The organism is Moorena sp. SIO3H5 (genome assembly GCF_010692395.1).
Classification (GTDB): domain Bacteria; phylum Cyanobacteriota; class Cyanobacteriia; order Cyanobacteriales; family Coleofasciculaceae; genus Moorena.
The window spans coordinates 1-12005 of record NZ_JAAHHS010000236.1 but is presented as its reverse complement, the minus strand read 5'-3'; the positions used below and the strand labels follow the sequence as shown (position 1 = coordinate 12005).

Annotated in this window: 16 protein-coding genes; all 16 read right to left on the bottom strand. The window is 44.1% G+C overall.

The features are described 5' to 3' along the window. The coding region (locus F6K52_RS22850; protein ID WP_293083145.1) for a hypothetical protein at positions 1 to 388 on the bottom strand (388 nt) is incomplete at its 3' end. 269 nt (positions 389 to 657) lie between these two features. Then, entirely contained in the window at positions 658 to 1215 is a 558-nt protein-coding gene (locus tag F6K52_RS22845; protein WP_293083142.1) for an ERF family protein, read from the bottom strand. Next, positions 1154 to 1393: a hypothetical protein gene (locus tag F6K52_RS22840; protein WP_293083139.1), complete on the bottom strand. Its 240-nt coding sequence runs from the start codon at positions 1391 to 1393 to the stop codon at positions 1154 to 1156. The genes F6K52_RS22845 and F6K52_RS22840 overlap by 62 nt, the downstream gene beginning before the upstream one ends. A 162-nt stretch (positions 1394 to 1555) precedes the next feature. Further along, positions 1556 to 1864: a hypothetical protein gene (locus F6K52_RS22835; protein WP_293083137.1), complete on the bottom strand. Its 309-nt coding sequence runs from the start codon at positions 1862 to 1864 to the stop codon at positions 1556 to 1558. A 14-nt stretch (positions 1865 to 1878) separates the two neighbouring features. Continuing rightward, positions 1879 to 2208 carry a hypothetical protein gene (locus F6K52_RS22830; RefSeq protein ID WP_293083135.1) on the bottom strand — a complete coding sequence of 110 codons (330 nt, stop codon included), beginning with the start codon at positions 2206 to 2208 and terminating at the stop codon, positions 1879 to 1881. Continuing rightward, complete coding sequence (locus tag F6K52_RS22825) at positions 2205 to 2738, bottom strand: DUF6712 family protein (RefSeq protein WP_293083132.1); 534 nt, start codon at positions 2736 to 2738, stop codon at positions 2205 to 2207. Before F6K52_RS22825 ends, F6K52_RS22830 begins: the two co-directional genes overlap by 4 nt. Then, entirely contained in the window at positions 2716 to 4296 is a 1581-nt protein-coding gene (locus F6K52_RS22820) for a hypothetical protein (RefSeq protein ID WP_293083128.1), read from the bottom strand. The genes F6K52_RS22825 and F6K52_RS22820 overlap by 23 nt, the downstream gene beginning before the upstream one ends. 191 nt (positions 4297 to 4487) lie before the next feature. Further along, positions 4488 to 5207, bottom strand: a complete 720-nt coding sequence (locus tag F6K52_RS22815) for a glycosyltransferase family 2 protein (protein ID WP_293083124.1) — start codon at positions 5205 to 5207, stop codon at positions 4488 to 4490. Further along, a complete protein-coding gene (locus F6K52_RS22810) occupies positions 5204 to 6637 on the bottom strand; it encodes an FkbM family methyltransferase (protein ID WP_293083121.1) in 1434 nt (477 codons plus the stop codon). Before F6K52_RS22810 ends, F6K52_RS22815 begins: the two co-directional genes overlap by 4 nt. Beyond that, a complete protein-coding gene (locus F6K52_RS22805; protein ID WP_293083119.1) occupies positions 6634 to 7398 on the bottom strand; it encodes a hypothetical protein in 765 nt (254 codons plus the stop codon). Before F6K52_RS22805 ends, F6K52_RS22810 begins: the two co-directional genes overlap by 4 nt. Continuing rightward, positions 7395 to 7901, bottom strand: a complete 507-nt coding sequence (locus tag F6K52_RS22800; RefSeq protein ID WP_293083116.1) for a hypothetical protein — start codon at positions 7899 to 7901, stop codon at positions 7395 to 7397. Before F6K52_RS22800 ends, F6K52_RS22805 begins: the two co-directional genes overlap by 4 nt. Before the next feature lie 38 nt (positions 7902 to 7939). Next, complete coding sequence (locus F6K52_RS22795; RefSeq protein ID WP_293083113.1) at positions 7940 to 8716, bottom strand: alpha-1,2-fucosyltransferase; 777 nt, start codon at positions 8714 to 8716, stop codon at positions 7940 to 7942. A gap of 103 nt (positions 8717 to 8819) precedes the next feature. Further along, positions 8820 to 9491 (bottom strand): glycosyltransferase, encoded by a 672-nt coding sequence (locus tag F6K52_RS22790; protein ID WP_293083111.1) that lies wholly within the window; start codon positions 9489 to 9491, stop codon positions 8820 to 8822. 20 nt (positions 9492 to 9511) lie between these two features. After that, positions 9512 to 10216 (bottom strand): hypothetical protein, encoded by a 705-nt coding sequence (locus F6K52_RS22785; protein WP_293083108.1) that lies wholly within the window; start codon positions 10214 to 10216, stop codon positions 9512 to 9514. A 305-nt stretch (positions 10217 to 10521) separates the two neighbouring features. Next, positions 10522 to 11070 carry a hypothetical protein gene (locus F6K52_RS22780; RefSeq protein ID WP_293083105.1) on the bottom strand — a complete coding sequence of 183 codons (549 nt, stop codon included), beginning with the start codon at positions 11068 to 11070 and terminating at the stop codon, positions 10522 to 10524. 2 nt (positions 11071 to 11072) lie between these two features. Then, the coding region (locus tag F6K52_RS22775; RefSeq protein WP_293083102.1) for a hypothetical protein at positions 11073 to 12005 on the bottom strand (933 nt) is incomplete at its 5' end.

Genomic DNA, 12005 nt, shown 5'->3' with positions numbered 1-12005 from the left:
CAAACACCACCTTGCTATTAAATCTGTAGTTGGCCTGAGTAAAAGACAGCTCATCCGTTCCCTTACCATCAAAAAAATCATCCTGAAAATCCTCTTTCTTAGGCCTCACACCGAACATGTCCTTGGTGACGATGTGGGATTGGAATGGCCTCATCGAAAAGTAGCGACTAACGCCATGTGTTTTCAAAAACAATTCATTTTCATGGCTGGAAAAATTATCATGATGCCAATTACACCACGTCAAAAAGTCCATGGGATCAAGCGGGGCGTTTTCGCAGGCTTCCATATAACCCGTTTGATCAAACCCTCCCATGTCAGCGTGTGGGTGCTCAAAATCCTCCTCTCTCGGAAGCTTCTTAGGAAATAGGTGTGATAAGGTGATGTTCATGCCATTAAGGTATATAAATTATTTATATCAATCAAGCTTTTGAACAAACTTTCTGAGATGTCTCCGGATTTCTTCTTGATTGTATGGAGATCCGGATGTGATCGCGTCCTTTTCGCTATCCCTAAGCCTGGACATGATGCTCGATATTTCCTGTAATTCAAACTCGTTTTTAGAGCCTTCCAAAGCAATAAGACGGTCCGAAACATTTTCCTTCTCCCAATCATATAGGGAGCTCCTCGCGAGCAGTCTTTGGACGTAATTCCAGTTTATCAAGTGAGTAGGTCAACGGCTTCCTGTAGCTTCTTCTGAACGTCTGGGCCTATTTTTTTGTCCTTAACAATTTGGTCCATGCTGCCGCCATTCACCAAATATTCTACCGCTTGATCAAACCAACTTGGCACTTGAGGGATGTCTAATTCTTCAGGATCATCTAAATTATTCAAATCCCCCGTGGGTATCATGAACAAATAAAGAAGGGCTTTTTTAAGAGCGTAGGTAGTGGATTTGCCTGCTGACTTGTCTTGAGGGTCCACTCCATGGCCGTACCCAGCAAAGTCTATGCTTTCTCCCGATACGTGCATCAAAGTGTAGGAACATTTAGCTTCCGTGAATATTTGTTGCTTCCATCCAGCAGGCTTGCCCTGGTATGTGTGCTCCCATCGGTCAACTCGGATATCAGTTTCTATCGATTTAGGGATCACACATAAGCCGTGCTCAACTAAAAGAGGCTGTAACTTTTCTTTTACCAGCTTATCCGAAACGGACTTATACTGATTCTGACCCGTTCCGACCGTGGCATCCTTCTCGATGTTCTTGCAATCCTTCATTACTGCCAGGATCGCTTTCGTAATGTTCTCCATTTATAGCTTCCTTATACGTTTCGTCGTGAATGCTAGGATAGCCAAACATGAAGTTATAATCTACGCCAAAGAATTCCACCGCCTTTTTCATCATGTCAATACTGACGTCTTTCCGTTTTCCAAGCCGGAACCTGGAAAAGAACACATTGATTGTGCTCTTATCCTTCCCGGCTCCAATCTCTTTACCGGCCACTAATTGGGTGATCTTCTTTTGCTCTCGAAATCTCTTTACTTGTAACGCATCGTCAAAGCGTACCTTGGGTATCCCTGCCATATCGAAAACAAAGATAAAGAAATTATTTAATATCTAACCGGGTTTCACCGCAGAGATTACGCGGTCGATATTCTCATTGATATCTTTCTTCAGCTCTCTTACTGCTTCTAGAACCCTGATTTCAAGCTTTTCTCGCTCTTCTTTTTCTCTTTTCTGGTAGTTTTCAATACTCACAATGCGCTCCATATTCCTTTGAATTGAAAGGTTTTGGTTTTCGTCCTTTTTACGTTGGGCATTCTGGCGATTCATGAAAAAAGTGATCACCCCGAGAACACCTCCGGCGACCCCTAAAATCAACGCCAAAAGCCGCAACAACTCATTAAGTGTTGCAGTATCCTTCATTTCCTTACGTGGTTCTATTCTACAATCTGAAACAAAACTTGCCTTACCATGGTTGCGTTGCTAGGGTCCAAGTTAGTGTCACTATCCTGGTAATATACAGTTCCCCGCCAAGTTCCGGGAATATTCCAAAAAATATCTCCGGATAAAAAATCTTCGTAGGGATGAGCTACACCAGTGATAGTAAGCTCCCAACTGTTCTGACACCCTTGAGGCTGAATTACCAGAAATTTGGTATTTAGCCCGCAGGGATCAATTAAAGATAGTAGAAAAAATGGATTAGCAATGCTCGTTTCGTCATTGATTAAAAAGGTGAAGGGCCCAATATTACGCGCCGTAATGGTCATGTATCTTGGATTGGAGTGTAGCCGAATGGAGATCCGATGCCACTAAATTTGTTTCTTAGATAAGGCCTCAAATCAGCCGGGCAATTGCAACTTGAGTTCTTCCATAAAGGGTAATTGTCCTCGTTTTTGACGAGGAAATTGATCAGCTGATCTTGGTAATAATTCGCATCGCTTAGAGCTTTACCGCCTAGGCTTTGTAGATCCTCGGAAGAAGCCGCCACAGAATCCGTAGGATTTGCTATACGGAACCCTGCGGGAGTAGATTGTATGTTTCCTGTAGCCACGTATTCGTAGTAAGACCTAAACACTAGGAAGTCCTTAATAAATGGCATCAATGCCTCGTTTGCGGGAGACAGGTTATCAGGATACTCCGACAGTATTTCATCGTACAACTGAGTACACAGAATACGCTGCAATTGTTTTTCCTGGACAAGATTTGAAGCGATTTTAATGCGATCAGAATTAAGGTTCTGACTTAGAATAACCCTCTCTCGAAAGTCCGTGATATCAACTAGGGATACTGTCGCCATCTGTTCTGAGAAATACGTTTATGTCTTCTTCGTTTAGATCGAATTCGTTTCGAAGTATAATTGCCGCCTCCTCGCGAGTCATACGCCCGTCTCTGGCTCTCGATGCTATTCTAGATATCCTATCTATTTGTCGGAGATTAAGACTTGCCAGGGGCCTTTTCCCAGCCGTCACCGCATTATCCGGAATCTCATCGAGTAGCACATTGAAATTCTCATTCCAATACTGACGACGCTCTGGAAGGGTCATGTCTTCAAACGCACGTTCAGGAAGGATGTCATAAGGATTTACGTTCTTAATCGTCCAGTCGTATTGAATTGCATTCAATGGAGCTTCATTACCTTGCTCATCTACGATCATCAACCCGTTGAAAAGATCCATATAATGCTGGGAGAGAAACTCTCTTTTAGGCTTCGACCTAGATTGCATGATCTTCACGGAATTGATCAGCTCTTGCACCTGACCGAGTTGACCCGTTTGCTTAATAGATATCAGCGCAGGTGGTGTTTTGGTGCCTACTGCTATTTGATCCGTGGCTTGATTTTGCAGCGTTTCAAACATGCCATCATTAGCATTGTTTGGAAACTCCGTAATGTCAGTTTTTTCTTCTGGCCTTAGTGCCCAGTCTACAAACATCGATCCCGCGTTTTCTGGCCCAGAGAAACGGCTTCTCATTGTCTTGTCGAACAATTGTCCAACCGTATATTTTTGGTCCTCGGGAATGCCCATAGCTTTTTTAATAGTCGGGCCTACTGGATCATCCGGATTGCCGATGACATGCATGATACCACCAAGGAAGAAGTTGTTGGAGATATTCCTTTCATGAAACCTTTGCAACTTAGCGTCGATGATAAACCATTCTACGGACGAATAGTACCATGGCTTCGGGTATATCCTCGCCAAAGGTCGTTCAATGGAAGCCCAATAAAGTTGACCTGGATACTGCCATCTATCTTTCTTCTTTAACCTTTCCTGTCCTTTCGAGTGAGCAATCATTTCATCTTTTGCCGCCTTGGGATCATAGGGATAAAAGATTTTATTTTTGACGTCGTATTTCCCTTGGGGAATTCCGAAATAAGGATTGAATTTGAAGTCAGGAACTTCAGTAAAGGCATTCACTGTACGATCCTTTGGAGCCCCTAGCCGGACACTTTCAAAAGGCAGAAAGTGAATTGCCCTTTTTCTACCTAACGGATCATACTTCACTACCGCTGAAAAGCCTTCCAAGTACGCCATGATTTGGGCGCACTTAGCGTGGAACTGCCGTAAGGTCTCGCCAGTCTCAGAGATTTGTAAATCATTAAGCCGATCATCTACAAATCCATTCCCTTCGATGAACTCGGCCCACACATCAATCGCAGCCGACGCACTGGGGCTATTTTGTACGTTTTGAATTAGTTGTTGAGGGAAGTCGTTTCTTACGACCCTATTTTTTCCGTTGCCGGACGGGAGCCAATAATCTGTTTCCCACGCAATAATATCGTCTGACCAGTCTATTTTTCTGCCAGCTGGATTTTGTTTGGTAAGATTATTGAACCGAAAAAGTTTCAATAGGGCCATATAAGCGAAGGTAACAAAAAGATCACCATTTGCCTAACGGGCATTCTTCATACTTGCTCGCGGTTTTAGCCTTGATCACACACCCACATTGAGAGCAAATAGTTCCCCATCTAAATGAGCAATTGGAACAAATGTCTCTACGCTCGGTTGTAACCTTGGATGGGCGAATTAGTAGAATGTTGACCCACCCACTAATTATTGACATCAATTTCGATCCTATTTTCATATGCAGCTAACCAGTCTTTTATCCTTTTTTGATCGTCGTAAGCGTAATGAACGCCTAGGCCAAGTTTCTTATTTTCTACACTCATACGCTTTCGATACTCCGCGTGACGTTCCACTAGTCGTTGATGGCCGCCGATTCCTCGGTAGTGAAGTAGCCAAAGCTTATCCGGACCGTAATGGACATCTCCCACAGGTCTTGCTACATGGGCTCCATAATCATAATTGATCTCGCGAATTCGTTTGGGATTGAACACGCAAAGCTTTGAATAGCTGTTATCAAATTGGCCCTTGGTGAATTCCAGGTAGCTGGATATCGGGTACTCATACGAGTAAACGTTGAATCCCATGGTTTTGCAAATCGTGTAGCCCTGGTTAGTGTAAGCGTCAATCTTTCCCCTTATGTCTTTCACATGTACTATTTCGTCGGCATCAACTATGATCACCCAATCAGCATTGGAGCCTTTCCAACAATTATTCTTGAGGTCCTTGTACTGCTTATCATCTAGCACCCCTTTCTTGCCGAAAACCTGAACCTCGCATCCCATGTGTTCAGCAATATCAATGGTGTCATCGTCAGAATAATTATCGTGTAATATGATTCGGTCACAAAATGATTGGTAGTGATTGATGGTTAGACCAATCGTTCTCTCTTCATTCCAACACATTATGTGAGCCTCGATGATCATATGTTTTGCTTTATAATTTCTAAGTTACGCTCGTAGGTAAACTGATCCTGACAGAATTTTTGGCCCCAATTTTTTAATTCAATCACCGCGTCCGAGTCAATTGAATTGATTTGATCCATTACGCTCCTTTCTTTTGAAAGAATCATGTACAAGTAGCACTCCTGGTCAGAATGGGGGATCAAGTGTTTATCCGACAAATACACGGGAACACTGCCCATTCTCAATGCTTCTTGTATTCTAAAGCTAGTGGCTCCGTAACCCCTAGGGGCTAGGGTAAAAGTGCTAGCTTGCATGATTCCAAAATAGGTGGGAAGATCGTGGTGATCAAAAGAAATGTACACGTCATCAGATCTCAGGCTTTCTAACTCAGCTCTCATTGGGTGTGTCTTTGAACCCATGAATGAGGCTAGATATTTGCGTTTTGGATCTTTGATCTTCCCCTTGTAAGGCTCGCAAATCAATGGTAGCTGGTAGTCTGCCGCCGAACCCATGGCGAACACCTTGCAATCAAAAGGTAAATCGAAGGCTATACCATCGTCATGCTGCACAATGGTGAAGTATCTCTTTGATCGATCCAACTTGTTTAGCCAATCCTGCAAGGCTCGTCGGTGGGGATTAGATCTAAGGCTCCTGGACCTTCGTTGCATCCTAATTTGATACGCGGTCCACATGACAGGCAAGTAGGTATATTCCTCGTTTCCGGTTGGCTGAAAGTTCCTAAAAAAATACCATTCAAATTCCTCGTTTGAATATGGGGGGTACTTTATGGGAATTCGAGGCTGAAACTGCTTAGGCACTTGTAGGGCTGATGGCTTAGGAACGGATGCCTTTGCGTAAAAGGCGTCCCCCCATCCGTGCGGCGTCATGTTTGTGGCCTTCCGCTCAAATCCGTGAGATCTCAAAAACTTGTCAAGCTGCCCAACAAGCGCGCACCCTTTGTAGAGCTCTTTCTCATTTACCTCGGTATAGATCCACTTGAATTGACCTATTTTATCACCCAATCCTTTTAGAGCATGCAATTCAGCTCCTTGCAGGTCCATTACCAACAAGTCATACATGCCCCAAGGAATGTCGAGTGATTCAGTACGGAAGGACCTTAATTTGATATCGCGCTCAAAAACGACTTCCGGGTGCTCTAAAGAATGGGAGCCGAATTCTAGAAAACTAGAGCTCTGACCCCCATTCGAAGCTACGTGAAAAACAATATCCTTCTCCTCATCCGACACGCACGCATTTACACAAATAGCTCCGTATCTTCTGGTTTTTTCTTTGAGCGTTTGGAAGACTTCCGGTATAGCTTCCACAAAAGCCATGTGATAGCCGTGCCGGTGATAAGTGGGCGCTTCCTGACCTTCACTAGCACCCAAGTGAAGGACCCCCTTAGCATCGATGCCATAACGTCTAACTAAATTGTTGAAGTTCAGTATCATTTTTGAATGAAGGCAATCTTCTCTAGATACAAGTCCACTGCGTGCGGGAATTTGCCACTTTTGATTTGACCCAATGGTGTTTTATCAAATTCCATCGGCGGATGAGTAAAGAATTTTTCGGTGTTGCAATGAAGGTCCTCTATGACCACCAAAGCGCCAGGCCTTGTAAACTTCTCGATAGTCAGCCATTGATGGCGCGCATTGTGACTCCCGTCATCGATGACCACATCAAAATCCTTTGCCGCCAAGTACTCAATCAAGTCTTCATTGCCTTGATCCCCCTGGATGTACTCGACTGGATTCTTTCCCTGCATCAAGTCCTCGGGCACTGCATTATGCAGGTCTAGAATCGTAATTTCAGCATTTGGAAAGTACTCCCTCCATGCCCTGACAGAATAACCTTTGTCACATCCTATTTCCAGCAGCTTAAATTTCTTCTCTCTACTGGGTAAGTGTATGGCATAGAAAGGAAGGTACCCGTGTTCTTTCTTGTCGCTGGGATATTTGTTGAACACAGCTTCCAATTCCTTCAAATTCATTTCAACTGACCTTTCCTGGGCTTGTTTTTTGGCGTTGGCTTGGTCTTTCTCCTGCTCCATCATAGAATCGTACAATGCAATCTTCGCATTCTTGACCACCTCAAATCCTTCCATGATGTGCTTTGAGTTATCTTCCTTATTAGTGAAGATGAATTCTCCCTGGCCTTCCTCGAATGTAAATCGATCATCAACCCAAATTTCCTTTTTAGTTCGTCTGCTCATATCTCGTAGTTTAATAGTTTAAGCTGTAGCCAGTTGTTTTCAATTATCTTCTCCTGTATGATTGGATCCAGGTCTTTCCATTCGTCTATTTTTCCGGACCTGAACATCGTGGGGTTTTCCTCATGTAATTCCAAAAACGAAGGCAGCCCTTCGGCTGGCATTTCAGATGTTATTCTAGAAATAAGATCATAAAAAGAGGTTGCTTTACAGGGAAAATACCAGTCAACCATTTTACGCCAATTTTCACCGTAATTTACACGCTCTAACCAATCCCCTATATCAAGCCTTTCGTTGTAAACGTCTCGGTGATAGTTCCATTCACTAACCAAACAATCACCAACATGACGATGTAAAAAAATGACATTTTTTGAATGGCGTAATTGATGAGTCTTGAAATAAAGAGGGTTACTTACGGACTCTCGCATTTCAGCCTTACTTTCAATTGTGGGAATAAACCTCTTGTAATTCTTATACCCATGACCATGGCATTCAGATAAATACATCCTCAAGTACGTGCTTCCAGATCTGGGATACGAAGCTATTAATTGAGGTACTTGATTTGATGCCATGATTTAGGGTATAGGTTAGTAGTGTCGATATGTTTGTTTGCCGGGCCGTAGTACTGGGAATGATGCGGGCAAACCACAAATTTATTCGGGTTTGGATTCAGCATCGCGGCCCAGTATGAAAAAGAGCTGTTGGCTATGATTTGATCCTGGAATCGAGACATTGAAAATAGATCCTGTAAAGGATTACCCGCAGGTCTAATATCCCATAATGGCCATTGAGATCGAGCCCACAATGGATCGTCTGTAAAAATGATGGGGCGGTTTTTCGGCAAAGCGCAGGCAATTGCTTTTTCGTAATACTCTGTTTCACTTAGAACAGGATACCCTTCGCTGTGCTTCAAATAATCCCCCCTTCGGATGTGCATAGCAACCCCCGGGACCGGATCCTGATCTTCATATCCTATCAGCTCCTTGACTTTCCTAATGGTCCATGGGTGATTGATGTATTGATAATTCTGAAAAAATCCATGGAGCCTTACGCTTCCGTAATTTGTTGGTATCGGTGAATAAACACCCATCTTTTTTTCCTGGAAGACCCTTGATTTGCCTCGTCGCTTTGGTAAGTTTTTGAAGTACACGGGCCATTCTGAAGGATTGAGAGACGTGGACGGGAATCCCACCTCGTAGCCATTTTGCAAAGCAAACTGAACCGTACTGGCTAACTGCCACATTTGGTTGCCCAGTCGCCCAATGAAATCGCATGTGACTACCGGTCTCAAGGTAGAATCGCTTGAATCAATGACCCCCATCCTTTTAAAATGAGAAATCCAATCCAGTAGACAATCGGAACACCCAAAAGAACAACAAATCCCCACCCAAAGGCCTTGGTCACCCAACTGATATTTTCCTTTTTCATATGCTCAAAAGTAACTTTTTATATTTGTCTGCTTGCTTCATGTTGTATTGCGCATCCTGTAGCCATCCACTACCCTTGTGTACACGGTGGAAATAATGCATTCCAGGAACAATCCTAAACATACCTCCCGATTTGATCCACTGATAGTTGAAGGCAATTGTGTCTTGTCCTTTCGCCTCCTTGTCCAACTTCCATACCAATAAGTACTTGTCACGGTTTACCACGTAGTTGCAAGTATTCAAGCACATAAACCCTTTCTGATCTTGGGTGAAATTGGCAATGTTCGTGTGATCGATCAACTTATCCTGCCATTTCCGGTAATCAAAATCAGGCTTTGCGAAAGAGGGGCAGTAAATGATATTAGGACTTAGGGTGTTCGGCAATGATGCGGTGTACTCTGGGAATATCATGTTGTCACTGTCAAATAGTATCACCCAATCATTTGAGCATTTGCTTACCGCCTCACGCTTGTTTGCCATCATGCCCAAGTTCTTCGCATTAACGTGGAGCTCAACCCTTGAGTCTTTCAATCCCCTCTTTAGCTCTCGAACATACCGATCTCCACTTGCATCATCCACCACCACTATTTGATCGATGTTATGCATCTTGGATACGCTATTAACGCACTTAATTGTCATGTCTACCCTTTTGTAGGTAGTAATAGCCAAACTAAGTTTCCTGAATCTCATTAAAATATGTGCTTTATTTTGTAGCGCTTCACCGCGAAAAATATTGAAGGCAATCTTTCACAGACGAAAGGATGATACGGTATCCATGGCGTTCCCCAAGCATCCGAGAACTTGCGACGATCTTCGGGCTTGTTGTGACGTTTTGAGATCGATTGATACCTTGAGTCTTGCCAAAGCACGGCCATGTCCTTCATTATGGCCATGGCCGGCCTTAGCAATTGGGTCACGTACTCACTGTAAATAGCCGTCTTTGCTATCCAATAGTTGAAAAGGATAGGCGGAACAGTGTCCGGAATTTTATCGCAAAATCCCGTGTCCTGAACAATTTTTTCGATCATGGAGTAAATGCCCGGATGGTAATTCTCTGCTTGACGTACTATATTGGGATTAGACCTTCTCTTACAGAAACCGAAAACATCCGGATTTTCATGATGGTAATGGAATGCAATTGCTTTCTCCAATCCCTCAAAGCCAAACTTGAGCCTTTCGCCATAAATCTCCTCGTAGAAGGGGAATCCAACATTTATGTCATGGCTAAATACGCCAAGGTAATCACTATCGTGACGTCGATCAGCAATGACACTGATAGGCTCATTTTCAAAGAACTCAGTAAGCTTACCGGAATTGTCATAAGGTGTAAAGCCTGGAAGCAAATTCTTCTTGCTGTGTCCATCGAAGTATATTTGATATGCAGTAAGGATCACTCTCTTTCTAGTAAAACCAACACTATAATCACGAATGCTAGGGCGAATATCATTGTTTCATGATGTATTTCCGTACTCTCGCGCAGCTGCACCCACACATGCCAATACCCTTCCCAGTCTTTTGATTATAGTAATCGAATGCCCTTTTCCAGATTGGGTCTCGGGCAGAATACCACTTACATTCAGGCAGCGTTTGCTTTAGATAGTACAACGTTTCCACTGAGACAAATATATAAATTATTTATATAACAAAAAAGCCCGACCGTTTGGAGGGGCTTTTAGTGCAAAACGTATGTAAAAGTGGTCTATACTAGATAGCTCTCAAGTAAAGCCTTCGTGGTTTCAAAATCTCCATCTCTAAATCTAGATGGGATTTTCTTTTCCTGGCCGGTCAAGGTCAAATTGTGACCGATATCGCTCGCAGGCGCAGCGCCGGTATTTTGGGTACCTGCGCTTTGCTCTAAGCCATTCTGTTTGCCGTACAGAAAGAAATTATCGTTGTTGTCCTGAAGAATCACTACAAGCGCCGTGGCGCCTAGTATTTCTTCAATCACATCGTCCTCATCCGGCGTACCTGGGAAAAGCTTCAAAGTCACAGTGTGAGTGTAAAACTTGTTCCCGCCGGGATCCTGAATGGTAGCCTCGTACCCGCCAGTGTGGGCTTGCTTTCGGCTTTCGAGTTTGTACAACCCGGCATATCCCACAAAATTAATTGCCTGAATATACCCTTCACCATTTAGAGTGTAGGTTGATATATCGTCCAAGTTGGCTACATAGGCGTTTTTAAATACGCCGCCAACCGCAACGAGATCCTCGCAGCTAATCGCAATCCCTGACGTGATTCCGCAAGCCATCCTTAGTAAGCGATAGTGGTTAAATCGCAGTGAATGAAAGTGTAGCCCATTCGGTGCTGACCACGAACTCGATACACGCCATCATCATTACTGAACCACCCACGCAGGCGTGACGCGTCTACATCATCATGTAACCCGATAGCCTGGTTGTCAGGAGTCGTATACAAAATCAAGTGTCGCACTTGATCGTAAAGAGGGTTTGTCGTATCCTCAAGTGCTGTGTCCCAAGCATAAGATGGAACAATAGGAATGCCTCGATAGAACAGTGGAAGCTGACCATCTTCGCCGGCTTGTCCCGATACGAGGTTCGTGAATTGTCGCTCAGTACCATTCACATTCGCCTCGTAACTTGAGAGCAAGTTTTCATAAACCGTCCCCGTTACCATCATGTAACGGCGGCTTTGAGGGTACTGCTTCAAGATGTTTTTACTATCCTGGTATACTTTCTTCAAAACCTCGATGGCTTGTCCGTCTGCTAAGTCACTCGTGGCTTCTTTTGGGAACGTGTCGATTCCCTGCACACAATACGAAGATCCTGAACCATCAACGGAAAGCAGCTTCGGCCAAATTCCATCGATGATGTTCCAATCTTCATCCATGCTTGCGGAGTCCGCGAAGCTCATCTGACGCCAGAAATCCCGGCGCACCCCGTCGGTCACAAGCTGATCAATCCAGCTTTCAACTTGGGTGCCCTGCGGATCCATGCTGTCAACACCAGATCGCAGATACTCTTCCGCCAAGTTGTTTCCCGCGACCGCTGCAAGGGCATTTTCAAAATCATCAACACACCATTCCATGGCCACGTCGGCTTTTTCAAGCTCTAGTGTCCGGTTGATGATATCGGTTCCAGGCGTGAAATCCGGAGCGCATCCATCGTACTTCTTGGTGATTTTAGATCGGCCGAGCACCCGTCTGACCTCCAGTCCCGAAGGAAC

Excerpts from the sequence above, each read along its gene's own strand:
- F6K52_RS22810 (WP_293083121.1), bottom strand. The coding sequence starts at position 6,637 with ATGATACTGAACTTCAACAATTTAGTTAGACGTTATGGCATCGATGCT.
- F6K52_RS22825 (WP_293083132.1), bottom strand. The coding sequence starts at position 2,738 with ATGGCGACAGTATCCCTAGTTGATATCACGGACTTTCGAGAGAGGGTT.
- F6K52_RS22780 (WP_293083105.1), bottom strand. The coding sequence starts at position 11,070 with ATGGCTTGCGGAATCACGTCAGGGATTGCGATTAGCTGCGAGGATCTC.
- F6K52_RS22830 (WP_293083135.1), bottom strand. The coding sequence starts at position 2,208 with ATGACCATTACGGCGCGTAATATTGGGCCCTTCACCTTTTTAATCAAT.
- F6K52_RS22795 (WP_293083113.1), bottom strand. The coding sequence starts at position 8,716 with ATGGGGGTCATTGATTCAAGCGATTCTACCTTGAGACCGGTAGTCACA.
- F6K52_RS22800 (WP_293083116.1), bottom strand. The coding sequence starts at position 7,901 with ATGTATTTATCTGAATGCCATGGTCATGGGTATAAGAATTACAAGAGG.
- F6K52_RS22845 (WP_293083142.1), bottom strand. The coding sequence starts at position 1,215 with ATGAAGGATTGCAAGAACATCGAGAAGGATGCCACGGTCGGAACGGGT.
- F6K52_RS22815 (WP_293083124.1), bottom strand. The coding sequence starts at position 5,207 with ATGATCATCGAGGCTCACATAATGTGTTGGAATGAAGAGAGAACGATT.
- F6K52_RS22805 (WP_293083119.1), bottom strand. The coding sequence starts at position 7,398 with ATGAGCAGACGAACTAAAAAGGAAATTTGGGTTGATGATCGATTTACA.
- F6K52_RS22835 (WP_293083137.1), bottom strand. The coding sequence starts at position 1,864 with ATGAAGGATACTGCAACACTTAATGAGTTGTTGCGGCTTTTGGCGTTG.
- F6K52_RS22820 (WP_293083128.1), bottom strand. The coding sequence starts at position 4,296 with ATGGCCCTATTGAAACTTTTTCGGTTCAATAATCTTACCAAACAAAAT.